Source organism: Xanthomonas sp. 3793 (genome assembly GCF_024806835.1).
Lineage (GTDB): Bacteria > Pseudomonadota > Gammaproteobacteria > Xanthomonadales > Xanthomonadaceae > Xanthomonas > Xanthomonas arboricola_F.
The window spans coordinates 75701-102109 of the sequence record NZ_JANTYU010000005.1; the positions used below are offsets into that span (position 1 = coordinate 75701).

The 26409-nt window shown below is 66.3% G+C and carries 27 protein-coding genes and 1 other RNA gene; 14 read left to right on the forward strand and 14 right to left on the reverse strand.

Annotation, left to right across the window (positions count from 1 at the left end):
• The 6 genes from FHY18_RS16990 (at position 1) to FHY18_RS17015 (ending at position 4776) form a co-directional block, all read left to right on the forward strand.
• Entirely contained in the window at positions 1–486 is a 486-nt protein-coding gene (locus FHY18_RS16990; RefSeq protein WP_259157132.1) for a phage holin family protein, read from the forward strand.
• The gene (locus tag FHY18_RS16995; RefSeq protein WP_259157134.1) at positions 483–866 is read left to right on the forward strand and encodes a hypothetical protein; all 384 of its coding nucleotides are present in this window, start codon (positions 483–485) and stop codon (positions 864–866) included. Before FHY18_RS16990 ends, FHY18_RS16995 begins: the two co-directional genes overlap by 4 nt.
• A 169-nt stretch (positions 867–1035) precedes the next feature.
• The gene (locus FHY18_RS17000; protein ID WP_259157135.1) at positions 1036–2142 is read left to right on the forward strand and encodes an AI-2E family transporter; all 1107 of its coding nucleotides are present in this window, start codon (positions 1036–1038) and stop codon (positions 2140–2142) included.
• Between the two features lie 109 nt (positions 2143–2251).
• On the forward strand, positions 2252–2989 hold the full coding sequence (locus FHY18_RS17005; protein WP_259157136.1) for an HAD family hydrolase: 738 nt from the start codon (positions 2252–2254) through the stop codon (positions 2987–2989).
• 39 nt (positions 2990–3028) lie between these two features.
• On the forward strand, positions 3029–4399 hold the full coding sequence (locus tag FHY18_RS17010) for a leucyl aminopeptidase family protein (protein ID WP_259157137.1): 1371 nt from the start codon (positions 3029–3031) through the stop codon (positions 4397–4399).
• A 17-nt stretch (positions 4400–4416) separates the two neighbouring features.
• Positions 4417–4776 (forward strand): hypothetical protein, encoded by a 360-nt coding sequence (locus FHY18_RS17015; protein ID WP_259157139.1) that lies wholly within the window; start codon positions 4417–4419, stop codon positions 4774–4776.
• Between the two features lie 85 nt (positions 4777–4861).
• Here FHY18_RS17015 and FHY18_RS17020 read toward each other — a convergent pair whose 3' ends face one another.
• Entirely contained in the window at positions 4862–5620 is a 759-nt protein-coding gene (locus FHY18_RS17020; protein WP_259157141.1) for an anti-sigma factor, read from the reverse strand.
• Positions 5617–6147 (reverse strand): sigma-70 family RNA polymerase sigma factor, encoded by a 531-nt coding sequence (locus FHY18_RS17025; protein ID WP_259157143.1) that lies wholly within the window; start codon positions 6145–6147, stop codon positions 5617–5619. The genes FHY18_RS17020 and FHY18_RS17025 overlap by 4 nt, the downstream gene beginning before the upstream one ends.
• Before the next feature lie 148 nt (positions 6148–6295).
• Here FHY18_RS17025 and FHY18_RS17030 point away from each other — a divergent pair, with 148 nt between their 5' ends.
• Together FHY18_RS17030 and FHY18_RS17035 are read left to right on the forward strand one after the other, a co-directional pair.
• Positions 6296–7387 carry a catalase family peroxidase gene (locus FHY18_RS17030; protein ID WP_259157144.1) on the forward strand — a complete coding sequence of 364 codons (1092 nt, stop codon included), beginning with the start codon at positions 6296–6298 and terminating at the stop codon, positions 7385–7387.
• On the forward strand, positions 7384–7926 hold the full coding sequence (locus tag FHY18_RS17035; protein WP_259157145.1) for a cytochrome b: 543 nt from the start codon (positions 7384–7386) through the stop codon (positions 7924–7926). The genes FHY18_RS17030 and FHY18_RS17035 overlap by 4 nt, the downstream gene beginning before the upstream one ends.
• A gap of 325 nt (positions 7927–8251) precedes the next feature.
• Here the strand turns inward: FHY18_RS17035 and FHY18_RS17040 are convergent, their stop codons facing one another.
• From FHY18_RS17040 to FHY18_RS17050, 3 genes are all read right to left on the reverse strand, one after another.
• Entirely contained in the window at positions 8252–9040 is a 789-nt protein-coding gene (locus FHY18_RS17040; protein ID WP_259157147.1) for a ThuA domain-containing protein, read from the reverse strand.
• 353 nt (positions 9041–9393) lie between these two features.
• Positions 9394–9996, reverse strand: a complete 603-nt coding sequence (locus FHY18_RS17045; RefSeq protein ID WP_259157149.1) for a response regulator transcription factor — start codon at positions 9994–9996, stop codon at positions 9394–9396.
• An 88-nt stretch (positions 9997–10084) separates the two neighbouring features.
• On the reverse strand, positions 10085–11272 hold the full coding sequence (locus tag FHY18_RS17050) for a sensor histidine kinase (protein WP_259157151.1): 1188 nt from the start codon (positions 11270–11272) through the stop codon (positions 10085–10087).
• A gap of 433 nt (positions 11273–11705) precedes the next feature.
• Here FHY18_RS17050 and FHY18_RS17055 point away from each other — a divergent pair, with 433 nt between their 5' ends.
• The 5 genes from FHY18_RS17055 to FHY18_RS17075 all read left to right on the forward strand — a co-directional run bounded on the left by FHY18_RS17055 (position 11706) and on the right by FHY18_RS17075 (position 17810).
• Complete coding sequence (locus FHY18_RS17055) at positions 11706–12950, forward strand: efflux RND transporter periplasmic adaptor subunit (protein WP_259157153.1); 1245 nt, start codon at positions 11706–11708, stop codon at positions 12948–12950.
• A 372-nt stretch (positions 12951–13322) separates the two neighbouring features.
• Complete coding sequence (locus FHY18_RS17060) at positions 13323–14012, forward strand: ABC transporter ATP-binding protein (RefSeq protein WP_259157154.1); 690 nt, start codon at positions 13323–13325, stop codon at positions 14010–14012.
• 12 nt (positions 14013–14024) lie between these two features.
• Positions 14025–15185 (forward strand): ABC transporter permease, encoded by a 1161-nt coding sequence (locus FHY18_RS17065; protein ID WP_259157156.1) that lies wholly within the window; start codon positions 14025–14027, stop codon positions 15183–15185.
• Between the two features lie 7 nt (positions 15186–15192).
• Entirely contained in the window at positions 15193–16518 is a 1326-nt protein-coding gene (locus tag FHY18_RS17070; RefSeq protein ID WP_259157158.1) for an ABC transporter permease, read from the forward strand.
• Positions 16519–16694: 176 nt separating this feature from the next.
• A complete protein-coding gene (locus tag FHY18_RS17075) occupies positions 16695–17810 on the forward strand; it encodes an alpha/beta fold hydrolase (protein WP_259157160.1) in 1116 nt (371 codons plus the stop codon).
• Positions 17811–17858: 48 nt separating this feature from the next.
• Here the strand turns inward: FHY18_RS17075 and rarD are convergent, their stop codons facing one another.
• The 3 genes from rarD to FHY18_RS17090 form a co-directional block, all read right to left on the reverse strand.
• Positions 17859–18776 (reverse strand): EamA family transporter RarD, encoded by a 918-nt coding sequence (gene rarD, locus FHY18_RS17080; RefSeq protein WP_259157161.1) that lies wholly within the window; start codon positions 18774–18776, stop codon positions 17859–17861.
• A complete protein-coding gene (gene yedA, locus FHY18_RS17085) occupies positions 18773–19669 on the reverse strand; it encodes a drug/metabolite exporter YedA (protein ID WP_046965234.1) in 897 nt (298 codons plus the stop codon). Before yedA ends, rarD begins: the two co-directional genes overlap by 4 nt.
• Before the next feature lie 303 nt (positions 19670–19972).
• A non-coding RNA gene (locus FHY18_RS17090) (sX9 sRNA) lies at positions 19973–20049 on the reverse strand.
• A gap of 134 nt (positions 20050–20183) precedes the next feature.
• On the opposite strand from FHY18_RS17090, the gene FHY18_RS17095 reads away from it, so the two are divergent.
• Positions 20184–20579, forward strand: a complete 396-nt coding sequence (locus tag FHY18_RS17095; protein ID WP_259157162.1) for a Rap1a/Tai family immunity protein — start codon at positions 20184–20186, stop codon at positions 20577–20579.
• 112 nt (positions 20580–20691) lie between these two features.
• On the opposite strand, the gene FHY18_RS17100 is transcribed toward FHY18_RS17095, so the two are convergent.
• The 6 genes from FHY18_RS17100 to FHY18_RS17125 all read right to left on the reverse strand — a co-directional run bounded on the left by FHY18_RS17100 (position 20692) and on the right by FHY18_RS17125 (position 26318).
• Entirely contained in the window at positions 20692–22344 is a 1653-nt protein-coding gene (locus tag FHY18_RS17100) for a M28 family metallopeptidase (RefSeq protein WP_259158284.1), read from the reverse strand.
• A 551-nt stretch (positions 22345–22895) separates the two neighbouring features.
• The gene (locus tag FHY18_RS17105) at positions 22896–23834 is read right to left on the reverse strand and encodes an MBL fold metallo-hydrolase (RefSeq protein ID WP_259157163.1); all 939 of its coding nucleotides are present in this window, start codon (positions 23832–23834) and stop codon (positions 22896–22898) included.
• Positions 23835–24033: 199 nt separating this feature from the next.
• Positions 24034–25323 (reverse strand): tryptophan--tRNA ligase, encoded by a 1290-nt coding sequence (locus FHY18_RS17110; RefSeq protein ID WP_259157164.1) that lies wholly within the window; start codon positions 25321–25323, stop codon positions 24034–24036.
• A gap of 173 nt (positions 25324–25496) precedes the next feature.
• On the reverse strand, positions 25497–25706 hold the full coding sequence (locus FHY18_RS17115) for a CsbD family protein (protein WP_016904514.1): 210 nt from the start codon (positions 25704–25706) through the stop codon (positions 25497–25499).
• A gap of 246 nt (positions 25707–25952) precedes the next feature.
• A complete protein-coding gene (locus tag FHY18_RS17120; protein WP_005989324.1) occupies positions 25953–26087 on the reverse strand; it encodes an entericidin A/B family lipoprotein in 135 nt (44 codons plus the stop codon).
• 78 nt (positions 26088–26165) lie between these two features.
• Positions 26166–26318, reverse strand: a complete 153-nt coding sequence (locus FHY18_RS17125) for an entericidin A/B family lipoprotein (protein ID WP_039421598.1) — start codon at positions 26316–26318, stop codon at positions 26166–26168.
• Positions 26319–26409: the final 91 nt, after the last annotated feature.

Below are 26409 nucleotides of genomic sequence, written 5' to 3' on the forward strand. Positions count from 1 at the left end.
GTGAGCGATCAGGCTTCTACAGTTGCCGGTTCCGGCGCGCCAGAGGCGCGTCCGGAAACGCCGGGCCTGGATGAAAGCGTACGTGCGGTCGGCGCTGCAGGCCGCGCAACGCTGGGCTCGGCCAAGGACACCGGTCGCGCATTGCGCCGGTTGGTGTCGGCCGACTTACGGCTGGCACGCAGTGCATTCGGACGTGGCCTGGCGTGGGCGTGCGTGGCAGTGGTGTTCGGCGCGTCGTCATGGCTGTTGCTGGCAGGCGCCATCATCGCCTTGCTGCAACGCGCCGGCTTGTCGTGGTTTCAGGCGATGTTTTTCACCGCCCTGGCCAGTTTGCTGGTCACCGGCATCGCGGCATGGCGAGTGTTCTTCTATTTCGATCACACCGGCATGAACGCAACGCGGCGTCAGTTGATCAAGTTGGGCATCTTCGACGATTCCAACGAGGACGATACCGCCGCCGCACCTGTCAGTGGGGGACATCCATGAAGTTCGGCACCATGCGTCAACACGTGGAACGCGCTGAATTGTTGGTGGAAGGGCGCGCGCAGGAAACGCGCACGCACTGGGGCCAGTTGCGCCAGACCTGGCGTGCAGGCTGGTCGCCGGCACGCATCATGCTGGTCGGCTTCGGGCTGGGCTTTGTCACCGGCCGTAACGAACCGCAGGCCGCGCTGGGCAGCATCGCCAGCAAGCTGGGCGGCATTCCCAAGATTCTGCAGATGATCAGCACGATCTCTGCGTTGTTTACGGCGCACCGCGCGCAGGAAGCCTCCGAGCAGGCCGAGCGTGCAGCCGATAACGCCGAAGAAGTGGCGGCCGAACCGACGGTCACGGTGGTACAGGTACCCGCCGAACGCGCCGCCTGATCGTCGCTATTGGATGCGGCGCTCTTGCGCCGCGTCCTGGCATGGTCGAGGCCGCCAGCTCTGCATCCTCGCACTGACACCGCACGCACAGGCCCTGTGCGCGCCGTTGACGCATTGTGCCGATAATGGCCCACCGCTGGCAGCACGCCAGTCTGCTGCCAGGGCGCGCATGTCTATCCCCGTTGATTCCTTGGACACTGCCATTCCGGCAGATCCGCTCCCCCCGCCTCCGGCGCCTCGCCCACGGGCACCGGCCTCGCTGGTGGTGCTGGCAACGCTTGCGGTGGGCTACACCTTATGGGCGGCGCAGACGATCATCCTGCCGATCATGCTGGCGGCATTCTTCGCACTGATCGGCAATCCCATCCTGCGTGGACTGCGCAAGCTCTACATCCCGCGCTTTCTCGGCGCCCTGCTGGTGCTGTGCCTGGGCCTGGCCGGTACGGTGACGCTGGCCGCACAATTGGCCGGCCCTGCCGCCGAATGGGTGCAACAGGCGCCGCGCCAGATGCGGCAGATCGCACGCGATGTGCGCGATTTCACCAAGCCGGTGATGCAGGCCAATCAGGCGGCGGAAAACTTTGCACGCGCGGCCGGTGGCGAAGGCCAGCGCGGCGTGCAGATCGTGCGCACGCAGATGGACGACCCGTACAAGGCGCTGGTACGTACACCCAAGCTGGCCGCCTCGGTGCTTGCCGTGGTGCTGCTGACGTTTTTCTTCATGGTCTATGGCGAAAGCCTGCAACGGCATGCGATTGCGTTGTTGCCCAACCGGCAGCAGCAACGCTTCACCACCGAGATCATGCTCGACATCGAGCGCGAGGTCTCGCGGTATGTGCTCACCATCAGCGTGATCAATACGCTGGTCGGGCTGATTTTTGCCGGCATTTTGTATGTCTTGCAGATTCCGCTGCCCGAAGCCCTGCTCTGGGGCACGGTGGTGGCGCTGCTGAATTTCGCGCCCTACGTCGGCCCGCTGATCGGCGTAATGCTGATGCTGCTGATGGGCTTTGTGGAATTTCGCACCCCGCTGTCGGCGATGCTGCCGGCGATCCTGTATCTGGCGCTGCACACCATCGAAGGCCAGGTGGTCACCCCGATCGTACTGGGCCGGCGCATGGCGATCTCGCCACTGATGCTGATCCTGGCGCTGATGCTGTTCGGCTGGCTGTGGGGCATGATCGGCCTGCTGCTGGCGGTACCGCTGCTGGTCTGCATCAAGATGGTGCTGAGCCGGGTGGAGGGAATGCAGCGCTGGGCCAGGCTGCTTGAGTAGCCGGGATTTGGGATTGGAGATTCGGGATTGGTAAACGCAACACGCAGCTGCAGCTGCCAATCCCCAATCCCGATTCCCCAATCCCAACGCAAGACCGTAAAATCTCGCGATGAATTTCCCAATAAGCGCCATCACCCTCGACCTCGACGATACGTTGTGGCCCTTCGCACCGATCGGTGCGCGCATCGATCAGGTGCTGTACGACTGGATGCGCGAGCACAGCCCGGTCACTGCCGAGCGGTTTCCGGTGGAGGCGATGCGCGAGTTGCGCGAGCGCAGCTTTGCCGACAACCCGCAGCTGCATCACGACCTCAGCGCGCTGCGCCGGTTGACGCTGGAAATGGCCCTGCGCGAAAGCGGCGGCGATCTGGAGCTGCTGGAACCGGCCTACGAGGTGTTCTATGCCGCGCGCAACCAGGTGGAATGCTATCCGGATGCGCTCGACGCGCTGGCACGCATCGCCGCACATGTGCCGGTGGCCGCGCTCAGCAACGGTAATGCCGATCTGCAGCGCATCGGGCTGATGCACCACTTCGCGTTTCAGCTGGGCTCGCGCGAACACGGCAGCGCAAAACCCGATGCGAGCATTTTTCTGGCGGCCTGCGCGCGGCTGGAGGTGCCGCCCGCGCAGGTGCTGCATGTGGGCGACCACATCCGCATGGATGTGCTGGGCGCGCTGGATGCCGGCTTGCGTGCCTGCTGGATCAATCGCGACGGCGCAGCGTGGTCGCACCCGACCCAGCAGCCGGACCTGGAGTTCGACAGCATGACCGGGCTGGCCGACTGGCTGGACGCGCAGCAACCGCACCCAGGCGCCGCGCGCGACGGCGTCTGCATTCCCGCCTGAGTTCAATCCGACCGCGCACACCGCCATTGAAGGATGTCCATGTCGCACCTCACCGGTTTCACCGATCCCGCCGCCGCCGCGCTGCCGCTGTATGTGCTCGACCGCGAGGGCTTTGCGCGCTGGTGCGCCGAGCAGCCCACGCGGGTGCTGGCGTGGGCGCAGGCGCAGCGCTTCGATGCCGCGCCCGGTAGCGTGTTGTTGCTGCCCGGCGACCAGGGCCTGGCCGGCGCGATCGTGGGCGTCGGCGACCGCGCCGATGCATATGCCTATGCGCATGCACCGATGGCGCTGCCGCCAGCCAGCCGCTGGACGCTGGCCAACAGCCTGAGCGACGCCGAACTGGGGTTGCTGCATCTGGGGTGGGGGCTGGGTGCCTATCGCTTCGCGCGCTACCGCAAGGTGCCGCGCGCACCGGCCGAGTTGGCGGCCACGCCATCGGCCGCCACGCGCGCACTGATTGCTGCGTGCCTGCAGGTGCGCGACTGGGTCAATACGCCGACCGAAGACATGGGCCCGCAGCAACTGGAAGACGCCACCCGCGCAGTGGCGCAGGCCCACGGCGCGCAGGTGGAGGCGATCGTGGGCGATGCGCTGCTGGCGCAGAACTTCCCCACCATCCACGCCGTGGGCCGCGCCTCGCATCGTGCGCCGCGGCTGATCCAGCTGCAGTGGGGCGACGCCGCGCATCCGCATCTGGTGCTGGTCGGCAAGGGCGTGTGCTTCGACACCGGCGGGCTGGATCTCAAGCCCGCCGATGGCATGCGCAACATGAAGAAGGATATGGGCGGCGCGGCGCATGCGTTGGCGCTGGCTGGCCTGGTGATGGCGCAGCAGTTGCCGGTGCGGCTGACCCTGTTGATCGCCGCGGTGGAAAACGCGGTCGGCCCGGATGCGTTCCGCCCGGGCGAAGTCATCACCACCCGCGCCGGCGTCACGGTGGAAGTGGACAACACCGATGCCGAAGGCCGCCTGGTGCTGTGCGATGCGCTGAGCTACGCCACCGAACAGCGCCCGGACCTGATCCTGGATTTCGCCACGCTCACCGGTGCCGCACGCATCGCGCTGGGCCCGGATCTGCCAGCCCTGTTCGCCAACGACGATGCATTGGCACAGGCCTGGATCAGCGCCGGCGAGCAGACCCGCGACCCGGTCTGGCGCATGCCGTTGTGGCGGCCGTACCTGCGCTATCTCAACAGCCATGTGGCCGACATGGCCAATGCCGGCTCGCGCATGGCCGGCGCGGTGACCGCGGCGCTGTATCTGGAGCGCTTCGTGGCACCAGGCCAGCCATGGGCGCATCTGGACGTCTACGCCTGGAACGACAGCGACCGCCCAGGCCGCCCCGCCGGCGGCGAGGCGCTGGCGCTGCGCTCGGCATTTGCGATGCTGCAGCAGCGCTACGGCGGCTGAGCGGCATCGGCCGGGAAATGAAACGCGCCTTTCTCGCACTGACGATAGCGACGTTTTCGTTTCTCTTGCATGCCGAGACGCCGCGTTCGAACGCGTGGCGGGAAAACCTGCACCTCCTCGGCGAGAATGGCGGAAGTCGGTCGCGGTTGGTTGATCTTCTTGGTACCCCTGCCATCACACAACAGCTGCTTGTCAGCAACCCGACTACCTATCTCAAGAGCGGCCCAGCGCACTGCTTTGCGGTCTCCAAAGGGCAAACGCTTCAAGCGTGGTATTACCCGATCGACGACGCGGGCTATTGGGTGATGCTGAAGGACGGCATGATCCAGTACATTGCCTTTGAGCCGGCACACTCCGCTCCCTTACTGCCGCCTTGATCCGGACATCGGCAGCAAGACCCGCCTCGGCGGCGACTGACTCCTTGCTGGTCGCTGGCGATGTAGCAGGCGTTCCCACCAGCCACTACCCCGGCGAGCGCAACAACGGCGCAATCGTGCGCATGCGTGTCTGGGTGGCCGGGCCGACCAAGGCAAATGCGGTTTCGCCTTCAGCCCAGTACTGCGCCAACAGCCGGCCATCGCGACGTTCGCCAGTCGGCATCGGCCCGCTGCGTGGACGCAGATACAGACCAATGCGCGCGCCGTCGGCATCGCCATACACCAGCATCGCGGCCGCGCCTTCCGGTGTGGAAAGCAACTGCCCCCCATGCAGCGTATAGCCCTGCGCACGCAGATCCGGCACGGCGCCGGCGCGGCCGAAATGCGCGCGTAACCACGGCTCCAGCTCGCTGCGGCGCCGCACGTCCAATGCCACGCCCTGATGCGCGCCAACCTCGGCATCGGCAAACAGGCGATACGCGGCCACGGCATCGGCCATCGGAACACGCTGGCTGGCCAATTGGCGCTCACGCAGCTGCCAGCCCAGCCCGGTGCCCAGACCCAGCGCCAGGACGCAGCTGGCTGCCACACCGGCGATGGTGCGCCGTCGCTGCTGCAGGCGGCGACGCACGGCTGCCGGTGTCACCAAGGCAGTGGACTCAACCGGCTGCGGACCTGCATAGGCCGCGCGCAATGCCTCGGCGTCACGCTTCCAGCCGGCCACGCGTGCGGCGGTGTCGGGATGCGCCTGCAACCAGGCCGACACCCAGGCGCGCGCATCGGCGTCCAGGCGACCATCGACGTAGGCGTGCAGATCGTGCTCGGTGGGCGTCGGGCGCGTCATTTCAGGATCCTCAACGCCGGTTCCGGCGAGACGGTCTTCGGTGCCGTCGCACCTTCATTGAGCAGCCGCAGGCGGTCGCGGGCCCGCGACAGACGCGACATCACCGTGCCGATCGGGATGCCGAGGGTATCGGCCACCTCGCGGTAACTGAAACCCTCCACGCTGACCAGCAACAGCAGTGCGCGTTGCTCCGGTGGCAACTGACCAAGGCTGGCGAGCAATGTCCTGCCGGCATGCACCCGTTCGGCGGAGGCGGATTGGCCCTCCTGTTGCGCCGAGAACAGGCCAAGCACGCGTTGCCAGCGCGCGGCACGCCGCTTTCCGTCCAGGAACTGCCGGTACAGGATGGCGAACAGCCAGGGCTGCAAGGCATCGCTGGTATGGCGGGTGCGCCAGCGGCGTAGTGCGCGCTCCAGGGTGGCCTGCACGAGATCGTCGGCAGCGGCCGGGTCGCCGGCGAGCGAACGCGCAAAACGCCGCAACGGGGGCAGCACCGCCTGTAGCTGGGTGTCGTCGAGCTCATGCATGGGCAGTGGTGGCAGTGGCATCACGATATGGACGCGCCGGGAGGAGGATTATTCCCTGCCTGCAGCGAACGTCTCGCACCGCATGCACGGTCGTGGAATAGATGGGTCTACGCGCCGTCTCACTCCATCCATCCACTCGGAGCCAGCCATGACGTTGCCACCTCCCTCCCCCGGACACACGCGCCGCCCGGTGCTCCCGTTGCTGGGCATTGCTGCCATCGCCGGTGGGATCGCCATCGCCTTTGCCTGGACCGCCGGCTGGATCGGCGGCGACCGGCTCACCGCCGCGCGCATGACCGATACCATCGAATCCAGCGGGCCGCCGCATCCGGGCTTTCGGCGTGCGCATACCAAGGGCGTGTGCGTGAGCGGGCAATTCCAGTCCAGCGGCAAGGCGAGCTGGCTGTCGTCGGCGCGCATCTTCAGCCAGGCCAGCACGCCGGTGCTGGGGCGTATGTCGATCGGCGGCGGCGACCCGCATGGCGCCGATGGCGCGGCGCGCGTGCGCAGCATGGCGCTGCTGTTGCGCAGCGACGACGGGCAGGAATGGCGCACCGCGATGAACAGCTTTCCGTTCTTCGTGGTGGCCACGCCGGCCGGCTTCCAGGCCCTGAATGTGGCCTCCAAGCCGGACCCGGCCACTGGCAAACCGGATCCGGAAAAACTGGCCGCCTTCGGCAAGCAATATCCAGAGGCCGCCAAGTTCCAGCAGTGGGCCAAGACCGCACCGTGGTCGGATAGCTGGGCCAACACGCAGTACAACGGCGTCAATGCGTTCCGCGCGATCGCAGCGGATGGGCGCGAGCGCTACATCCGCTGGTCGATGCGCCCGCATACGCCGTTCAAGGAATTGAGCGCCGAGCAACGCAAGCAGGCCGATGGCGATTTTCTCGCCACCGACCTGGATGCGCGGCTGGCGCAGGGGCCGTTGCGCTGGGACATGGTGTTGACCGTGGCCGAACCCGGCGATGCGGTGGATGATCCCTCGCAGCCGTGGCCGGAGAGCCGCAAGCAGATCGTGGCCGGGACGCTGACCCTGGATCATGCGCAACCGCAGGCCAACGGGCCGTGCCGCGATCTGAACTACGATCCGCTGATCCTGCCCAAGGGCCTTGCCGCCTCCAACGATCCGATCCTGGCCGCGCGCTCGTCGGTGTATTCGCAGTCGTTCAACCGCCGCGAGCGCGAGATCGCCAGCGGCAAGGGCAGTGCCGCCACCGGCCAGGGAGCACATCAATGAGCCGTCCGACGCACTTCAACCTGCCCGCGCGCGTGCTGCATTGGCTGATGGCCGTGATGATCCTGACCATGCTGTTCGTCGGTGTCGGCATGGTCGCCTCGGTGACGCAACGGCCGTGGTTGATCGATCTGCATCGCCCGTTGGGTATCGCGATCCTGGTCCTGGCGGTGCTGCGCCTGATCAACCGCCTGCGCCATCGACCGCCGGCGTTGCCTGCGGATTTGCCTGCCTGGCAGAAGGCCGCCGCGATCGCCTCGCACTGGCTGTTGTATGCGTTGATGCTGGGCATGCCGTTGATCGGCTGGGCGATGCTGTCGGCCGGTGGCTACCCGATCGTGCTGTGGCCCGGCGCGAACCTGCCGGCGATCGCTCCGCATGATCCGGCGCTGTATGCGTGGCTACGCACGGCGCATGGCTGGCTGGCGTATCTGCTGTTCGCCACCGTGTTGGGGCATCTGAGTGCGGCGCTGTTCCATGCGTGGGTGCGCCGCGACGGCGTGTTTTCGAGCATGGCGCGTGGGGAGCGGTCTGCGCGTTGACAGGGTTTAGGTTGATCGTGGATTGACGGAGAGCTGCGAGAGATCGGCAGATGGTCGGCTGCATTGAGCGGCAGCGCCAAATTCCCTCCTCCCGCCGGGAGAAGATGCCCCACGGGGCGGATGAGGGGAGGGGCGGAGCCTATTGCGGTTGGAGCCACACGCGTGGCTTCGCCCCGTCCACTCGCCCCACCCCCTCTCCCGTGGGAGAGGGGCTTTATCACGCTCGGCACTTCGGTTGGCAGAGAGCTGCGCAACCCAGTCTTGCGCTTCGCATTGACGCAGCGCGGCTCGGTTTCGTCCTGCATGTGTGCAAGAGCGCGGTGGTTCAGCGGGCGCGTTTTGCTTTTGTCGCAGATTCCGGCGCTGCGATGCCCTTGCCGGTCGCTGCCCAGTAAATCCCGCCGTACAGATGATCCAGATAGCGCGGGTCGTTGTACGCCTCGGCCAGATGACCAAGCGCCGTTGCGAAGACACGGCCGCCTTCGAAGTGGTGGTACCACGCCACCGGGTGGTGTTTGCCCATGCCCTTGGCGACCTGGCCCGGCCAGATCAGCGTTGGGTCGTAGCTGGTTTCATCCACCGTCAGCAGCGTGACCAGATCGTCGCTGTAGGGCGGGTCGTATTCGTACCACTCGTCGCTCCACACCCAGCGCTTGGGCAGGCCCGCGGTGGCGGGGAAATTGGCCTCTACCACGTCCACCATCGCGGTCTGCATGTACGGATGGGTGCGGAACGAGCGGCCGATCAGATGGTCGTACCATTCCCACTCGCCGCGCCTGATCGCAAATGCCTTGTGCACCGCGACCACGCCGCCCCCATTACGCACGTATTTCTGGAAGTTGGCCCGCTGGGCAGGATCCAGATCGGTGGCCGGCGTGTTGAGCAGCACGATGGCTGCGTATTGCGAGAGGTCGCCATCGAAGGCCTTGGCATTCCATGCCCACACCATCTCGACGTAATGCTCGCGCGCCATTGCTTCGAACTGCGGCTTGGCCACCGGGATGTAATCGTGGTGGTACTGGTTGGGGATAGCCGCCACCAGAATCTTGAATTGCTCGGCCGATGCATTGAATGCGCAAATCAGCAGCAAGCCCAACAGCCACACAGGTTTCATGCAGTTACTCGTGGTGGTGACGATCGCCGGGCAGTGTACCTGCGCGGCGACGGCATGCCTTCGCACGCATTTGGAATAGCTGTGATTCGCGCCAGAGCGCATGGGCGATGCAGGCGGCTGCTTACCGACGCGATCGCAAAGCACGCACTGCGTGCAACGTCGCAGTGCGCTTGCTTACACGATGCCGCACGCACACGCACCAGATGCATGGCTGCAGTGCGGCGACCGACCGCTCGCAGGATCTCTGCCGATTCACCGCCCTGGCCGTGTTCGCTCTGCGCTCAGCAGCACTGTGCCGATGCCGCAAGCTAAACACGCCGAAGGTGATCACGTACTGCGGCGTCCACCAGCAGTTACAACCAGCCTTTCTGCCGTGCCAACCGATACGCTTCGATGCGATTGGCCACGCCCAACTTGCCGATGCACTCGGACAGGTAATTGCGTACGGTGCCATGCGAGAGCTGCAGCTGCTGTGCGATCTCGCTGGCCGAGCGGCCCTCGCCGGCCAGCCGCAGCACGGTGCGTTCGCGCTCGCTCAACGGGTCGGCTTCCACCCAGGCATCCATCGCCAGTTGCGGGTCGATCACCCGGCCGCCGCGGTACACCTGGCGCAGCGCACTGACCAACTGTTCGGCCGGCGCGTCCTTGAGCAGATAGCCGGCTACGCCGGCCTCCAGCGCGCGGCGCAGGAATCCTGGCCGGGCAAAGGTAGTGACGATCATCACCCGCACCGGCAGTGCCTGGCGCTGGATGCGCTGCGCCAGTTCCAGGCCGCTCAACCCGGGCATCTCGATATCGGTGACCAGCACATCCGGCTGCAGCCGCTGCAGCTCGCGCCAGGCGGCTTCGCCATCGCCGGCGCTGCCGACCACGTCGATGTCCTCTTCCAGCCCCAACAGGGCCACCAGGGCGCCGCGCAGCAGCGCCTGGTCTTCGGCCAACAACACCCGGATCATCGCGCGCGCTCGTCTGTGTGCAACGGCTGAGCACGATAACAGCGCTGACGCATGACGTGCATGGCAGCGCTGTGCCAGCCAGGAGCGATCAGCGCGGTTGCGGCATCAGCGGCGCGGACAGCGGCGCGCTTGCCGGCTCCGACGCGGACTGCGGCAATGGCACGCTGGCGCGCAGGCGCATGCCGCGCGGCAAGGCCTCCACCTCCAACGCACCGCCCACGCTCTGCACGCGTGCGCGCATGCCGTCCAGGCCGTTGCCGGGCACGATCACCCCACCGCGTCCGTCGTCGGTGATTTCCAGCAACGCGTGTTGGCCATGGGCACGCAGGCTCACCCGCACGCGCCGTGCCTGTGCGTGACGCTGCACATTGGTGGCCGCCTCACGCACCACCAGCGCCAACGCAGTTTCGTGCTCGGGCGGCAGCGGCAGCGGCTCCAACGTGTGCTCCAGCGCGATGCCGTCCATGTCCAGCAGCACCCTGGCCGATGCCAGCTCGGCCACCAGCCCGGCGGCGCGGATGCCGGTGACCGCACGCCGCACCTGCGCCAGTGCATCGCGAGAGATCTGCGCCACCGCATCGATCTCGTTCCGTGCAGCCTGTGGATCGCGCTCGATCAGGCGCGCGGCCAGGTCGGATTTGAGCGCCACCAGCGACAAGGTGTGGCCCAGCAGGTCGTGCAGATCGCGGCCGATGCGCTCGCGCTCGGCAGTGGCGGCCAGCCGGCGCACTTCGTCCTGCGATAGCCGCAGCAGCGCATCCTTGCGTTCGTTGATGCTGTACACCGCCATCACCACGGACATGCCCAGCACCGACACTGGAAACCACACCAACCCCTGCCAGGCCATTCCGAGCCAGCGCGCCCAGGCCAGGTACAACGCGTTCATCAGCAGCAGCATGGCGAAATGCCGCCACAGCGCATGCCGCGTGGAAGGGCGCAGGCTCAGGCAGGCAAATACAAAGTAGCTGATGCCCGACGCGTACACCGGCAGCAGCGCGGCGCTGAGTACCCCCATCGCCCAGGCATAGCGGTACAGCGTGCCGCGCGGCGCCAGCAACATGCGCGCGTACAACAACAGGAAGACCGGGTAAGACAGCAACGTGCACAGCCACCAGGTGCTGTCGTAGCCGCGCGTGGAAAACACCGGCACCACAAACACCCAGGCCGACCACAGCAGATGCACCGCATCCATCCACGGCGATTGGCCCTGCGCCAGGCGCGCGGCCACTTGCGAATTTGCGGCGGGACGAAGCCAGGCCGGGAGACTCAGGTGCATCGGAATGGATCCGTGGGAGTGAGCGGATTCTGCCACCGCCGTGCTCGCCTGGGCGTGCTGCGTGGCGGGACGAGATGGGTGAGCGGCCTCATGCATGTGGAGTGAAGCTGGCTGCGGATGGCACGCCTTGCGGCGGCGCGGCAGCCAGCGCATCGATGGTGGAGCGGCACCCGTAACGCAGACGAAGTCGGTAGTCAGGCCTCGGCGCAAGCATGCTCGCTCGCGCCGGCCACCCACAGTCGCGCCTGTCATGGCATGCAGGTGACAGCTGTCACTGGTCGCGGCGGCCGGCCAGCCGCATGCTGCGCAGCACCTTGCAGTTGCACCGTACCGGCTGACCGTTGGTCGCCTCGCTGCAGTTGGTGACTTCCGGCAGCTTGCGGCGCGCCCTGCAGGCGGTCACATTCTGCGCAGCCTTCTGTCCTGGTTATCGATGAACACATCCGCCGATCTGCTCAAGCAACTCCGCATCGACCGCCAGCGTCCTGCCACGCCGCCGCCCGCGCGCCGCACCGGCTGGATCATTGCCACCATCGTCGTGGTCATCGTGCTGGCTGTGGGCGCATGGTGGTTCACGCGCACACCGGTGCTGAAGGTGCAGACCGCGCCGGTGGTGGCGATCAGCGCCGGTAGCAGCAGCGCCTCGGTGCTGGATGCCTCGGGCTATGTGGTGGCGCGCCGCATGGCCACGGTGTCGGCGCAGGTGACCGGCAAGGTGCGCGAAGTGATGATCGAAGAAGGCATGCGCGTCGAACAGGGCCAGGTGATGGCCACGCTCGACCCATTGGATGCCGATGCGCAGCGCACGCTGTCTGCATCGCAGTTGTCGGCCGCGCGCAGCCAGGTCGACAACATGCAGGCGCAACTGGCCGTGGCCAATGCCGATGCCACACGCCTGCAATCGCTGGTGGGTGCGCAACTGGTGTCGCGCTCGCAGTACGAACAGGCCACCGCGCAGCGCGACGCATTGCGCGCGCAGTTGCAGAACGCGCAACGCAACGTGCAGGTGGCATCGGACCAGTTGGCCATCGCCGGCATCCGCTCGGACTTCAACGTGGTGCGCGCGCCGTTTGCCGGCGTGGTCACCGCCAAGGCGGCGCAACCGGGCGAAATCGTCTCGCCACTGTCTGCCGGTGGCGGCTTCACCCGCACCGGCATCGGCACCATCGTGGACATGGAATCGCTGGAAATCGAAGTAGAAGTGGGAGAGTCGTATATCGGCCGGGTGCAGCCGAAGATGCCCGTGGAAGCGGTGCTCAACGCCTACCCGGAATGGAAGATTCCTGGCGAGGTGATCGCCATCATCCCTACCGCAGACCGCGGCAAGGCGACGGTGAAAGTGCGCGTGGCGCTCAAGGTCAAGGACCCGCGCATCGTGCCGGAAATGGGCGTGCGGGTGAGCTTTCTGGAGCAGGCCAAGCCGCAGGAAGCCGCCAAGCCGCAAGGCGTGCGCGTGCCCGCAGCGGCGCTGGTCCAACGCGATACGCGCACCGTGGCCTTCGTGGTCGGCGAGCGCAACGCGGTCAGCGAGCGCGCCGTCACCACCGGCATGACCATGGGCGAAGACCGCCAGGTGGTGTCCGGATTGCGTGCCGGCGACAGTGTGGTGCTCAACCCGCCAACGGCATTGAAGGATGGCGACACCGTGGCCGAAGCGGATGCGGACGCTGCGCAGTAATGGCTGGCCCGGCGAACACAGCGCCGGTCCGCGTTATCGCTCGCAGCACCGTAGCGATGTTGTCCCCACCACGCTGCATCCGGATGGGCTTGCTGCAATGAAACATCCTCGCTGGAGAGCCGAACGCGATCCAGCCCATCGGCCTGAAGCAGGTTGTTGTGCTGTTTGAAGGGCTTCGAACGGCATCGAACACGAGGTTACCCGCGAGTGCTGCATACGGCGATCCGGCTGGGTTGGCTCGCCTCGCACACCGCGCAGCAACGCGCTGCCGCTTGATCGCCTTACCGTCGTCGTGCATCGCATCGCCGCTCTTGCAGTCGCAGTCGCTGTGCCGCACCGCTTCCTCATCCCATTGCATCGCCAGGAGTCGCCATGACCGCTCTCGTCAGCTTGCGCAACATCACCAAGACCTACCAACGCGGCCCGGAGCAGGTGCAGGTGCTGCACGGCATCGATCTGGAAATCGCCGCCGGCGATTTCGTTGCGTTGATGGGCCCGTCCGGTTCGGGCAAGACCACCTTGCTCAACCTGATCGGCGGGCTGGACACCCCCAGCGGAGGCGAGATCGAAATCGAAGGCGAGCGCATCGACCGCATGAGTGGTGGGCAACTCGCCACCTGGCGCAGCCACCACGTCGGCTTCGTGTTCCAGTTCTACAACCTGATGCCGATGCTCACCGCGCAGAAGAATGTGGAATTGCCGCTGCTGCTGACCTCGCTCAATGCCGGCCAGCGCAAGCGCAATGCGGAGATCGCCTTGACCCTGGTGGGCCTGCAGGAACGCCGCAACCACAAGCCCAGCGAGTTGTCCGGCGGCCAGCAGCAGCGCGTGGCGATTGCGCGCGCCATCGTGTCCGACCCGACCTTTCTGATCTGCGACGAGCCCACCGGCGATCTGGACCGCCACAATGCCGAAGAAATCCTGCGCCTGCTGCAGGAACTCAACCGCGAGCACGGCAAGACCATCGTCATGGTCACCCACGACCCCAAGGCTGCCGAGTACGCCACCCACACCATCCATCTGGACAAGGGCGAGCTGGCCGACGCGCCACTCGCGCTCTAAGGGAGCGCTGCCATGAAGTATTTCTCGCTGGTATGGGCGCAGTTGTTCCGCAGCAAGACGCGGACCTTGCTGACCTTGTTGTCTGTGGTGGCTGCGTTCTTATTGTTCGGCATGCTGGATTCGGTACGCGTGGCCTTCAACTCCGGCGGCAGCGTCAGCGGCGTCGACCGCCTGGTGGTGGCCTCGCGCCTGTCGATCACCCAGTCGCTACCGATCCGGCTGGAAGCGCAGGTGCGCAGCGTGCCGGGCGTACGCGATGTGACCTCGGCGATGTGGTTCGGCGGCATCTATCGCGACCCGAAGAACTTCTTCGCCAACTTTTCGGTGGCGCCGAACTTTTTCGATGTTTACAGCGAATACGCGCTGCCCAAGGATCAGCTCAAGGCGTTCCAGACCACGCGTACCGGCGCGGTGGTCGGCGAAACCCTGGCCAAGGAATTCGGCTGGAAGCTCGGCGACACCATCCCGTTGCAGGCCACCATCTTCCCGCGCGGCGGCAGCAACGACTGGCCGCTGCAACTGGTCGGCATCTTTCGTGTGAAAGACCGCACCGTGGCGGCCAATCAGGAGCGCCAGTTGATGATGAACTGGAAATACTTCGACGAATCCAACGACTACATCAAGAACCAGGTGAGCTGGTTGACGGTGACCCTGAGCAACCCCGACCAGGCCTCGCGCGTGGCGCAGGCCATCGATGCGTTGTCGGCAAATTCCGATCACGAGACCAAATCGCAAACCGAATCGGCGTTTCAGCAGGCCTTCGTCAAGCAGTTTGCCGATATCGGGCTGATCGTCACCTCGATCATGGCCGCGGTGTTCTTCACCTTGCTGCTGCTGACCGGCAACACCATGGCGCAGGCGGTACGCGAGCGCATTCCGGAGCTGGCCACGCTCAAGACGCTGGGCTTTCAGGATCGTACGGTGCTGAGCCTGGTGATGATCGAATCGGTGTTGTTGATCGGCCTGGGCGGCCTGATCGGCATGGGCCTGGCAGCCTTGGTCATCCCTGCGGTGTCCGCGCGCAGCGGCGGGCTGATGCCCACCCAGACCGTGCCGCTGCAGACCTGGCTGGTGGCGTTTGGCCTGATGGCCGGCATCGGCATCGTGGTGGGTGTGCTGCCGGCGTTACGCGCGCAGCGCTTGAAGATCGTCGATGCCCTCGCCAGCCGCTGACAGGAGCATGCACATGCAACGCAAATGGAAAGATCGTGGCGTTACCTTGTTGTCCATCGTGCTGCTGGCGCTCGGCCTGGGGCTGTGGATCGTGCTGCCGTGGATGTGGTTGCTGCCGATCGCGGTGCTGCTGGCGGTGTGGCTGGCGGTCACGCGCACGGGCCGCCTGTCGCTGGCGGCCGCGCGCATCGGCATCGCCAGCCTGCCGCAACGCTGGGGGTCCACGTCGGTGATCGTGGTCGGCATTGCCGGCGTGGTCGGCGTGCTGGTGGCGATGCTGGCGATGGGCCAGGGCTTCCAGGCCACGCTCAACAGCACCGGCGACGACACCACCGCGATCGTCTTGCGTGGCGGCTCGCAGGCGGAAACCAACTCGGTGATCACCCGCGACCTGGTGCCGCTGATCGGCAGCCTGCCCGGCATTGCCGCCGATGCCAACGGGCGCCCGATGGTATCGCCGGAGTTGTCGCAGGTGGTCAACATCGCCTCGCGCTCCGATGGCACCGACGTCAACGCGCAGTTGCGTGGCGTGGGCGAGCAGGCCTGGGGCGTGCACGACAAGGTCAAGATCGTGCAGGGCCGCCGCTTCACCACCGGCCTGCGCGAGATGGTGGTCGGCAAGGGCGCGTTGAACCAGTTCCGCGGCCTGGAGCTGGGCAAGACGCTGACCCTGGGCAGCCAGCAATGGACGGTAGTGGGCGTGTTCGCCTCCGGCGATGCGCACGACTCGGAGATGTGGACCGATGCGCAGACGCTGGCCACCACCTACAACCGCCGCGCGTACCAGTCGATCACCGTGCGTACCGCCGGCAAGGCCGGCTTCGATCAGTTCAAGACGGCCATGGCGGCCGACCCGCGGCTCAAGCTGGATGTGGAAACCACCCGCGCGTATTACGGCAAGCAGGGCGGCGGGTTGAACAGGTTGATCAGCATCCTGGGCACGGTGATCGGCGCGATCATGGCGGTGGGCGCGGTGTTCGGCGCGCTCAACACCATGTATGCGGCGGTGGCCACGCGTGCGCGCGAGATCGCCACGATGCGCGCGATCGGGTTTCGCGGCACGCCGGTGATCATGGCGCTGATGCTGGAAACCATGTTGCTGGCACTGCTGGGCGGGTTGCTGGGCGGATTGATCGCCTGGGCGGTGTTCAACGGCTATACCGTCTCCACGCTGGGCAACAACTTCAGCCAGGTGGTGTTCCAGTTCAAGGTGTCGCCGGAGCTGCTGTGGAGCGGCTTGAAATGGGCGCTGGGCATTGGCCTGGTCGGGGGGTTGTTCCCGGCGTTGCGGGCGGCGCGCTTGCCGATCACCACGGCATTGCGTGAGGTGTAGGCGGGCCTTTGGCCCGTCGGGATTCGGGATTCGGGATTCGTAGAGTCGAGCAAGGCGCGTGCTCGCGGTATCTGAATGTATTGCAGGCTGTCATCGTTTTGTCACCGCAGTGCGGTAGATGCGCGGGCCGGGCAGGCCGTAGCCTGCTCGGCCGTTTGATCCAGCGATGTACTGCCATGACGCGCCTGTTTCTGCTGGCCTGCGCCTGCCTGTGGCTCGCCGGCTGTTCTTCGTCCTCCACCTCGCTCAGCGAGCGCCTGGTCGCGCCCGGTGGCGTGTCGCCGTTGCTGGACGAAGAACGCATCGCCGCCACCATCGCCACGGTGCCCAGCCGCAGCGGCCACGTGACCACGCGCGATCAGGTGCCGATCTTCTGGCGTGCGATCGATCCGGGTCAGTACGCCATGCGCTACCGCTACCTGGGCCAGCGCAACGACCCGGCGCATGCGCTGGATGTGGATTTCAGCTTCAGCGTACCCCACGTGCCGCCGCCAGCGCCGCGTGGCACCGTGGTGGTGCTGCACGGCTGGATGATGGACGGCGATTCGCTGTTGCCGTGGTCGCTGCAACTGGCACAGGCCGGCTACCGGGTGATCACCATCGATCTGCGCAACCACGGCCATTCCGGCGGCGGGCCGTCGGGCTACGGCACGCGCGAGTCCGACGACGTGATCGATGTCATCAACGCACTGCAGCCGCGCGGCGAAATCCACGGGCCACTGTATCTGTTCGGCATTTCCTATGGCGCGGCCACCGCGCTGTTCACTGCCGACAAGCTTGGGCCGCGCGTGGCCGGCGTGGTGGCGATGGAATCCTTCGCCAACGCCGGGCGCGGCATCCGCGACATGGTGCCGCATCTGCTGACCAGCCAGCCCAGCGGCTGGCGCGGGCACGCGGTGGCGGCGTATGCGCGCTGGCGCTATGCCGACCAGAATCTGGATGCGGTGATCGCCGCCGCCGACACCCAGCTCAAGCTGGATCTGGACCACGTCGATGTGGCGCAGGCGCTAGCCGACACGCGCAGCTGCGTGCTGCTGCTGCATGGCGATGCCGACCAGCACATTCCGGTGGCGCATGGCCGCGCGCTGGCGCTGGCCAGCACGCGCGCGCATTACGTCGAGTTGCCCGGCGAAACGCATCTGAGCCTGCCGTTGCGGCTGGACCTGCTCGGCGCACCGATCGACCACTGGCTGGCGCAGGTTCAACAAAGCCCGGGCCACTGCCCTGCCCCGCAGGCACTGCCGACCTCCACGCTGGCGGTTGCGATGCCGGTACCGGTGCCCAGTAGCTGATCGCCGCAGCCGCTGCGTCCTGTGTACAGGACGCCGCCCGGCACGCGCTCAGCGCGCCGGTACCGGCTGCCGCGCACGCAGCACGCTATCGCCGACGAACAGCAACAGCCCGATCCAGATCGCAGCGAAGCCGATCGCACGCCCCTGGTCGAACGGCTCATGGAAGAACCACACCCCCAGCAACAACTGCAGGCTCGGCCCGATGTACTGCAGGATGCCCACCAGCGACAGCGGGATGCGCCGCACGCCGTACGCAAATCCGATCAGCGGCACTGCCGTCACCACGCCGCCGAAGATCAGCAGCAGATCGGTCCGCAGATCCCAGCCGCTGAAGAACGCGCCGCCGTGGCCCTGCTCGCCCCATGCCGCCAGCAGCAGTGCCGGCACGAACAGATACACGCTTTCCACGCCCAGGCCGGCCACCGGGTCCACTGCCACCAGCTTGCGCAGCAATCCGTAGAGGCCGAACGAGACCGCCAGCCCCAGCGCGATCCACGGCGGTGCGCCGGCATCGATGGTCAGCCACAGCACGCCGATGGCGGCGCACGCCACCGCCAGCCACTGGATGCCGCGCAGGCGCTCTTTCAGCACCAGCACGCCCAGCAATACGCTCAGCAGTGGATTGATGAAGTAGCCCAGGCTGGCTTCGATCACATGCCCGGCGTTGATGGCCCAGATATACAGGCCCCAATTGAAGGCGATCGCCACGCTGCTGGCGGCCAGCATCCACAACGCGCGCGGCTGCGCGGCGATCGTGCGCCACCAACGCAGCCCCGAGCTCGCCACCAGCCAAGCCACCACCAGCACCGCGCTCCACACGATGCGGTGCGCAATGATCTGCAGCGACGGCACCACCTTGAGCAGATGCCAATACAACGGCACCAGGCCCCAGATCACAAAGCTCGCGGCGGTCATCAGCAGACCGCGCCGCGCTTCCACCGCCGACGCCGGCGCAGGCGCGCTCATCGCCGCGCCCTGGCCAGGGTGACCACCAGCACGCCACCCAGAATCACTGCCATCGCGCCGATGTCGTGCGCGGTGAAGCGCTCATGTCCCAGCCACGCCCCCAACGCCACCGCAATCACCGGATTGACGTAGGCATAGCTGCCGGCCAGCGCCGGGCGTACGTGATGCAGCAGCCACACGTACGCGGTGAACGCCACGATCGAGCCGAACACGCACAGATACGCCACGGCCATCAGTCCATGCGGCGTTGGCCAGGCATGCGGGCGCTCGCCGATCAGCAGGCCGGTGCTCACCAGCAACACGCCGCCGCACAGCATCTGCCCGGCGGCGGTCATGAAGGGCGACGGCAGATCGCGTCCGCGCGACCACACCGAGCCGAATGCCCAGCCGATCGGCGCGATCAGCAGCAACACCAATCCTCCCGGCGTTGCGGTGAGGCTGCTGCCGGCGTTGAGCCACACCACGCCCACGAATCCGATCACGATGCCCAGCCATTCGCCGCCGCTGGCGTGCTGCCCGCGCAACGCGCCGAATAGCGCCATCCACAGCGGCACCGACGCCACCGCCGTGGCGGCCAAGCCCGAGGACACGCTGCGCTCTGCCAGCACCACCATGCCGTTGCCCAGCAGCAGCAACGCTGCGCCCATCAAGGCCACGTTCTTCCATTGCGCACGCGTTGGCGCCGCCACGCCCCGCCAGCGCAGCACGCTGTAGAGCACGCTGCCGGCGATGATGAAGCGCGCGCCGGACACCATCGTCAGCGGCTGCGCGCCGCCTTCCAGCGCAAACCGGATCGCCAGATAGGTCGAGCCCCAGACCACATAGACCAGCAGCAACGCAACAGCGACCAGCCCGCTGCGCGCAGGCGCTGCAGCGTCGTGAGAGGAAGACATCGGGACAGAGCCAAGTGCAGCGGAAGCCGCCATTCTAGAGCACCTGCCCAAACCCGAAGACGGCTGGGGGGCAGCTGGCAAGCGTGTACCAGGCGCAGGGACGGCATGCGGCACCACCACGGCAGCGCTGGCGTGTCGATGCGCGCAACCGCAGCAGCTGTTTGACGCGACGCAAGAGCCGGCCGACAGGCGCGATGTGGACCATGCGCAGGGACTGTAACCGATCGACCGTCCCTGCCACTGCCGGGCACCGGCCGCGCGCGTTGCTGGTCGCGCACGCGTTGTGCTGGTCGCTCCAGCAACGGCTACCAACACGTAGCGGGCAATCGTCAGGTGGGTGTGCAAGGCGCGCTCGGAACCGCAGTCTAGGCGCGGCACATGCCGCACCAAGCACCGGCCGCGCCCGCCTGGCGCAAAGGCACAGTCGTTTCGGTAGCTGCCCTGAGCCGCTGCATGCATGCCCTTGCCCGCTTCGCGCGCTATCGTGCAGCTCAACCCTCGTGCCGGAGCGCAGATGCAGCGTCGCCTTCCCTGGCTGGCCATGGCCGCCCTGACCGTCTTATCCACCACTGCAGCGGCACGTACGCTCGAGCCGTGGGAGCTCAGTGGACGCAAATTGATCGAAGCCGGGCTGGACGGCTCGCTGGCGCCGGAGATCGACGCGCCGAACCAGCCCGAACTCAAGGTCATGGTGTCGGCCAGTCGCGCCGGCGCCTATGTGCTCGGCGTGGCCAGCACCAGCTATCGCACGCAATGGTGCCTGCCTGCGGGCCAGGCAGACCTGCCGGACCTGCAGGCCATCATCGCCGACCTTGTCGCGCTACCCGATGCGCGCCTGGACGAGGCGGCCCCCGGCCTGATCATCGAGGCACTGCGCAAGCGCTATCCATGTGGCAAACGCAACACGTAAAGCCGCAGCCGATGCTCCGCGCCCGGGCCGTTGCAGGCAGCGTGCACGGCCAGCGATGGCCACGCAACGCCCGGGCCGGTAAAGCCGCGCAGGGCGTCACACCAGTCAGGCCTTACTTGCGCGCGGCATCGCTCCTGGCGCGGATGGCCTTGAACTCCGAGCCATCCTGCCAGCTCGGCCACTGCCGGCCGTTGGCCAGCGCCACGCCCACGTCGTAGACCAGCGTGGTATCGGCCGCATGCCCGGTGGCATCCCACTGCGGGGTCCAGCGGTCGCAGGGCTGGTGGTAGCAGTCGGCAAAGTATTTATCGCGCAATGCCTTGCCCGCCTTGACGCCGCCCTTGCGCATGTCCAGACCCGGGCCTGCAGTGATCGCCGGCACGCCCATACGCGCGAAGGCGAAATGGTCGGCGCGGTAAAAGAAGCCCGCTTCCAGATTCGGGTCCGGCGAGTAGGTGCGATCGCGCGCCTTGGCCGCCTGTTCCAGATCGCCTTCCAGCGACACGCGGCCACGGCCCCACGACGCGATATCGCGCGTCGGGCCATCCGGGCTGAACATCTCCATGTTGAGTACCGCCACGGTCTTGTCCAACGGCGCCAGCGGATGGGCGGCGTAATAATTGGCGCCGAGCAGGCCCTTTTCTTCGGCGGTCAATGCAATGAAATACAGCGTGCGCTGCGGCTTGGGGCCGGCGGCGAACACGCGCGCCAGTTCCAGCACGCTGGCCACGCCGGTGGCGTTGTCCACCGCTCCGCGCCGCACCGTGTCGCCGCCGGCATCGGCCTTGCCGATCCCGAACGCATCCCAGTGCGCGGAGAAGATCACCGTCTCGTCCGGATGCTGGCTGCCGGTGAGCTTGGCCACCACGTTATGCGTCACCACGCGTTCGCGCTTGAGCTTGAAGTCCACCGACAACGTGGCATCGCCCAGCGGCATCGGTACGAAGTCGCGCTGCTGCGCGCGCTGCTTGGCCTGTTCGAAATCCAGCCCGGCCTGCTTGAACAGCGACGTGGCCAGGGTCCGCTGCATCCAGCCGCGCACCGTCACATGCTGCGCGCGGGCATCGGCATCGCTGCGTTCGATATCGAACAACGGCGACAGGCCCGAGCTCTGCACCGTGGCCCAGCCATACGCGGCCGGCGCGGTCTCGTGCACGATCAGCACACCGGCGGCGCCGCGGCGCGCGGCTTCTTCGTACTTGTAGGTCCAACGGCCGTAGTAGGTGACCGCCTTGCCGTCGAACGCACCGGGCTGTGCGGTGTCGAAGTCGGCATCGTTGATCAGCACCACGGCGATCTTGCCGCGCAGGTCCACGCCCTTGTAGTCGTCCCACTGCCGCTCCGGCGCGCTGATGCCGTAGCCGACGAACACCAGCGGCGCATTCTTCAACGCCACCTTGTCGATCGGCCGCAGGCTCTGCAAGGTCACATCGGTGCCGTTGACCAACGCCTGCGTCTTGCCGCCCACACGCAACATCGCACCGACCGGGCCATTCACCTGCGCACGGACCAGCGGCACGGCCTGGGTCCAGCCACCCTGCTCGCCACCCGGCTGCACGCCCGCGGCCTTGAACTGCTCGACCAGATAATCGACCGTGCGCTGCTCGCCGGAGCTGGCCGGCGCACGGCCTTCGAATTCATCCGATGCCAGAAGCCGCACGTGCCGCGACAACGCCTCGGCATCGATGCCGCCACCGGGCAGATCGTTGGCGGCCTGCGCCACACCTCCCACGAACAGGCAGGCAGACAACAACAGGATGCGCATCGGGTTCACGGCAAGGCCTTGCAACAGGTAGATGACACACAGTTTACAAGCGCGCGGCCAACACTGGAGGGGTATGCCAGGACACTGCATCCAATCGGAGGAGCTGGACGCTTGGCTGAGAGCAGACGATTCCCGATTTGGCGCCAGGACGCTGTCCAGCACGCCATCGCAGAGCACCCCGCCCGTACGTCCCGATAGGACCTTCCGCGATGGTGCGCGCGGGCAACGACCGTCGAAATGGACGGTGTGCGTGTTTGTGATCTGGCCATCACTGACACTGTCGATATGGCTGCGTGCGCTGTGAGCTTCCCGCTTCAAGCCGAGCAATGATGGAGCGTTGAAGAGGGTCACCGACAACCTGTCTGGTGCGGTGCCCTCGACTCACCAGGCTTGAAGATAGCCCGCGCCCGCAAGGCGCGAAATCTCGGCATCCTGAAATGATTGGCTAGCGTAGATGGTGCAGTTGTGGGGCAGTTGGTCTGTCACTTGCTGCAGGGCCTTACCCACCCACCATCGCGGGACACCCTGCAAGTGCCAGCTACTCCAAGAGGCTAGCGCGTCGCGCGATCCAGCCAGCACGCCAGGCCCTGTGCATTGAGCTCGATATCGATGGCCAGCAACTGCTCCACCGCCGCATCGTCCAGGCGGCAACCATGTTGGCGCGCGCGCTCCAGATACAACTCGGTCAACGCCGCCACCATGCAGCGATGACGGTCGGCACGTGCTGCGCAGCCCAGCGCAATCTCGGTCATCGCATGGATCTGCTGCGTCAATGCGCGCGCCAGCGGCTCGGGCGCGGTGACCCGACCGTAATGGGTGAGATACATCGCCTGCGGCGCAACCTCCATCAAGCGGGCGATCGACTGCAGCATCGCATCCGGCTCGAACTGCACCGGCGAGGAGGTCGGCACGATGAAGGCGCCTTGCGCGCTATCGAGCTGGCGATACGACAGTCCGAACGTGTCGCCGGTGAACCAGCTGCGACTGCGCGCGTCCCACACGCACAGATGATGGCGCGCATGTCCGGGCGTATCGATCGTGCGCAGCGCACGTTCGCCCAGCAGCACCGATTGACCATCGACCGCCTCCACCACGCGCTCGGCCGGCACCGGCACGATCTCGCCGTAGCTGCGCGCCATTTCCGCCTCGCCATACACCACGGTAGCGCCGGCAATCAGGCGTGCGGGGTCGATCAGATGCGGCGCACCGCGTGGATGCACCAGCACGCGCGCATTGGGCAGATGTTGCAGCAAGGCCCCGGCACCGCCGGCGTGATCCAGGTGCACATGGGTCAGGATCAACCATTCCACCTGCGCAGGCGTCAATCCGGCCGCCTGCACTGCCGCCAACATGTGCGGCACCGACAGCGAGGTCCCGCAATCGACAAACGCCCCGCGTTGCGCCTCGACAATCAGATACGCCGCGTCGAACCGCACGCCGCCGAAGCCGGTGTCGATGGTGTGGATGCTGGAATCGGCCAGTGCTGTCATTCCTGCCCCGTGACGATGAAGACAGCCGCAGTGTAGGCGCAGGCACTGCGTGCGCGGTGTGCCGACGGTTCCAGGCAACGATGAATTAACGCAAGTGATTCAAACACCTGACAGGCGCCGTGATCGATCTCGGCGCCGCACGCGGGATGCGATCAGCACGCATGCAAGGCTGCCGCCGCCGCTTGCGCGCGTGCCTCGGTCACGCGTCGCGCAACACCTGGATCGCCGCAAGAATCGCATCGACGTGCGCATGCGCATGCACGCCCGGCAGCTGCAGATCGCTGGCCTGCCCGGCCTGTTTCAGCCGCGCGATCAACTGGCCTGCATCGCGCGGCGAGGCAAAACCGTCGCTCTGCAGCAGCAGCGCACCGGCCCCATCGTTCAACTTGAAATAGAACTGGCCATCGTTTTCGCGGTATTGCTTGAACACCGGCAAGGCGATCTTCTCGCCCGCCTGCGCGGCCGCAGGACCGGCCTGATCGGATAGATCGCGCAGACCCACCGCATTGCGCAGCTCGGCCAGCAGTGGCGTGGCATAGCGCGCACGCAGGCGCGCACCACCGGCGCGCAGAATCGCTTCGATCTTGGCCGGCTCGGCCATCAATGCTTCGTAACGCGCGCGCAGCGGCGCGATCTCCCGATCGATCCGCTCGAACAGCTGTTGCTTGGCATCGCCCCAGCCGATGCCGTCGGCAAATGCCTGGGCAAATGCAGCGGTTTCCTGCGGCGTGGCGAAAGCCTGATACAGCTGGAACAACGCCGACCCCTGCGTGTCCTTGGCCTGGCCCGGCGCACGCGAATCGGTCAGGATCGAGAACACCAGCTTGCGCAGTTCCTCGCGCGGGGCGAACAGCGCAATCGTATTGCCGTAGCTCTTGCTCATCTTGCGGCCATCCAGGCCCGGCAAGGTGGACACCTGCTCGTCGATCACCGCATCGGGCAGGGTAAAGAAGTCGCGGCCGTACACATAATTGAAGCGTTGGGCAAAATCTCGCGCCATTTCGATGTGCTGGATCTGATCGCGCCCCACCGGCACCTTGTGCGCGTTGAAGATCAAGATATCCGCCGCCATCAGCACCGGGTACATGAACAAGCCCGCACTCACGCCTGCATCGTCGTCCTCACCGTCGGCACGATTCTTGTCCACCGCCGCCTTGTAGGCATGGGCGCGATTGAGGATGCCCTTGCCGGCCACGCAGGTGAGCAACCACATCAACTCGGTGGTCTCGGGCACATCGGACTGGCGATAGAACCAGACCTTGTCCGGGTCCAGGCCGCAGGCCAGCCAGCTTGCGGCGATTTCCAGGGTGGAGCGCTGCGTGCGCGCCGGATCCTGCGCCTTGATCAGGCTGTGCAGATCGGCCAGGAAATAGAAGCTCTCCGCGTCGTCGCCAGCGCTGGCCTGGATGGCCGGGCGGATCGCGCCGACGTAGTTGCCAAGGTGCGGGGTGCCGGAGGTGGTAATGCCGGTGAGAACGCGAGTGGTCATCTGCGTAATGCCAGGGAGTCAGCGCGCGAGTTTAACGGTTCCGCGTGCTGCCCATCCCATCACCATCAACGGCGCCCCTGCCAGACGCGCAACGGGCCGCATAGGGCGGCCCGTTGCGTGCATCGGTACTGGGCACTCTCGCTCACCCTTGCGGGAGCGCGAGTGCCTGCCGATCAGGTGTCGTCGCGCAGCGACTTCTCGAACGCGCGGACCTCGGTCTGGGCGCGGTCGCGGTCCCAGCCATAGCGTTCCTGCAGCTTGCCCTGCAGATATTCCGCATTGCCTTCGGCAACCTTGAAATCGTCGTCGGTGAGGTCGCCCCACTTGGCCTGTGCCTTGCCCTTGAGTTGGGTCCACTTGCCGGAAATGATGTCAGTGTTCATTGCGTTGACTCCGCTGATGCGGCCGCGATTGACCGTGCCGGCAGGTTGCCCACGCGCGCGTTTGTTGTGCATCAAGAGGTGTCAAGCTGGCGATCACCGCACTGAACAGGCGCGTGCAGCGTTGTGCCACATCCGCAGGCAGGCGGGGCGACGCCGGCGATGCGGTGCACATCGGCCAAAGCGCGCCCGATGCCGGACAAAAAAAACGGGCCTTGCGGCCCGTTTTTTGTTGCATGCGGCGTCAGATCACTTACGCGCTGCGTCTTCCACTTTCTCGCCGGCGCCCTGCACGTCCTTGCCAGCACCTGCGACGGTGTTGCAACCCGACAGCATCGCGACCGAGAACATCGACAGCACCAGCAGCACAATTGCACGCTTCATAACAAACTCCTTCGTGGGTAAAGCGGCGTGTTGCCGCAGATCAATCACATCAAACACGTGCCACGCGACGGTGACGAATCAGCATTTACCGTCGCTGCATTTATCGGCGGTCTTTTCGACCTTGTCGCCCGCACCCTGCATATCCTTGCCGGCGCCGGCCATGGTGTTGCAGCCCGTCATCACGCCGGCCGAGAACAGGCCCAGCACCATTAGTGTCAGCAGTCGTTTCATTGCTCTTCCTCGGTCTGCGCCCGGTGCCAACGCACCTCGCTTGGCGCCAAATCTGACTGCGCGGACGTGGATTTGATGTGAACGAGGGCAC

What these genes read in the sequence shown, in the direction of transcription:
- FHY18_RS17055 (WP_259157153.1), top strand. Translation starts at nt 11,706, where the DNA reads ATGAACACATCCGCCGATCTGCTCAAGCAACTCCGCATCGACCGCCAG.
- FHY18_RS17115 (WP_016904514.1), bottom strand. Translation starts at nt 25,706, where the DNA reads ATGAACACTGACATCATTTCCGGCAAGTGGACCCAACTCAAGGGCAAG.
- FHY18_RS17110 (WP_259157164.1), bottom strand. Translation starts at nt 25,323, where the DNA reads ATGACCACTCGCGTTCTCACCGGCATTACCACCTCCGGCACCCCGCAC.
- FHY18_RS17020 (WP_259157141.1), bottom strand. Translation starts at nt 5,620, where the DNA reads ATGACGCGCCCGACGCCCACCGAGCACGATCTGCACGCCTACGTCGAT.
- FHY18_RS16995 (WP_259157134.1), top strand. Translation starts at nt 483, where the DNA reads ATGAAGTTCGGCACCATGCGTCAACACGTGGAACGCGCTGAATTGTTG.
- FHY18_RS17050 (WP_259157151.1), bottom strand. Translation starts at nt 11,272, where the DNA reads ATGCACCTGAGTCTCCCGGCCTGGCTTCGTCCCGCCGCAAATTCGCAA.
- FHY18_RS17125 (WP_039421598.1), bottom strand. Translation starts at nt 26,318, where the DNA reads ATGAAACGACTGCTGACACTAATGGTGCTGGGCCTGTTCTCGGCCGGC.
- FHY18_RS17120 (WP_005989324.1), bottom strand. Translation starts at nt 26,087, where the DNA reads ATGAAGCGTGCAATTGTGCTGCTGGTGCTGTCGATGTTCTCGGTCGCG.
- FHY18_RS17045 (WP_259157149.1), bottom strand. Translation starts at nt 9,996, where the DNA reads ATGATCCGGGTGTTGTTGGCCGAAGACCAGGCGCTGCTGCGCGGCGCC.
- FHY18_RS17005 (WP_259157136.1), top strand. Translation starts at nt 2,252, where the DNA reads ATGAATTTCCCAATAAGCGCCATCACCCTCGACCTCGACGATACGTTG.
- rarD (WP_259157161.1), bottom strand. Translation starts at nt 18,776, where the DNA reads ATGAGCGCGCCTGCGCCGGCGTCGGCGGTGGAAGCGCGGCGCGGTCTG.
- FHY18_RS17095 (WP_259157162.1), top strand. Translation starts at nt 20,184, where the DNA reads ATGCAGCGTCGCCTTCCCTGGCTGGCCATGGCCGCCCTGACCGTCTTA.
- FHY18_RS17040 (WP_259157147.1), bottom strand. Translation starts at nt 9,040, where the DNA reads ATGAAACCTGTGTGGCTGTTGGGCTTGCTGCTGATTTGCGCATTCAAT.
- FHY18_RS17010 (WP_259157137.1), top strand. Translation starts at nt 3,029, where the DNA reads ATGTCGCACCTCACCGGTTTCACCGATCCCGCCGCCGCCGCGCTGCCG.
- FHY18_RS17000 (WP_259157135.1), top strand. Translation starts at nt 1,036, where the DNA reads ATGTCTATCCCCGTTGATTCCTTGGACACTGCCATTCCGGCAGATCCG.
- yedA (WP_046965234.1), bottom strand. Translation starts at nt 19,669, where the DNA reads ATGTCTTCCTCTCACGACGCTGCAGCGCCTGCGCGCAGCGGGCTGGTC.
- FHY18_RS17100 (WP_259158284.1), bottom strand. Translation starts at nt 22,344, where the DNA reads ATGCGCATCCTGTTGTTGTCTGCCTGCCTGTTCGTGGGAGGTGTGGCG.
- FHY18_RS17070 (WP_259157158.1), top strand. Translation starts at nt 15,193, where the DNA reads ATGCACATGCAACGCAAATGGAAAGATCGTGGCGTTACCTTGTTGTCC.
- FHY18_RS17060 (WP_259157154.1), top strand. Translation starts at nt 13,323, where the DNA reads ATGACCGCTCTCGTCAGCTTGCGCAACATCACCAAGACCTACCAACGC.
- FHY18_RS17105 (WP_259157163.1), bottom strand. Translation starts at nt 23,834, where the DNA reads ATGACAGCACTGGCCGATTCCAGCATCCACACCATCGACACCGGCTTC.
- FHY18_RS17015 (WP_259157139.1), top strand. Translation starts at nt 4,417, where the DNA reads ATGAAACGCGCCTTTCTCGCACTGACGATAGCGACGTTTTCGTTTCTC.
- FHY18_RS17065 (WP_259157156.1), top strand. Translation starts at nt 14,025, where the DNA reads ATGAAGTATTTCTCGCTGGTATGGGCGCAGTTGTTCCGCAGCAAGACG.
- FHY18_RS17030 (WP_259157144.1), top strand. Translation starts at nt 6,296, where the DNA reads ATGACGTTGCCACCTCCCTCCCCCGGACACACGCGCCGCCCGGTGCTC.
- FHY18_RS17035 (WP_259157145.1), top strand. Translation starts at nt 7,384, where the DNA reads ATGAGCCGTCCGACGCACTTCAACCTGCCCGCGCGCGTGCTGCATTGG.
- FHY18_RS17025 (WP_259157143.1), bottom strand. Translation starts at nt 6,147, where the DNA reads ATGCATGAGCTCGACGACACCCAGCTACAGGCGGTGCTGCCCCCGTTG.
- FHY18_RS17075 (WP_259157160.1), top strand. Translation starts at nt 16,695, where the DNA reads ATGACGCGCCTGTTTCTGCTGGCCTGCGCCTGCCTGTGGCTCGCCGGC.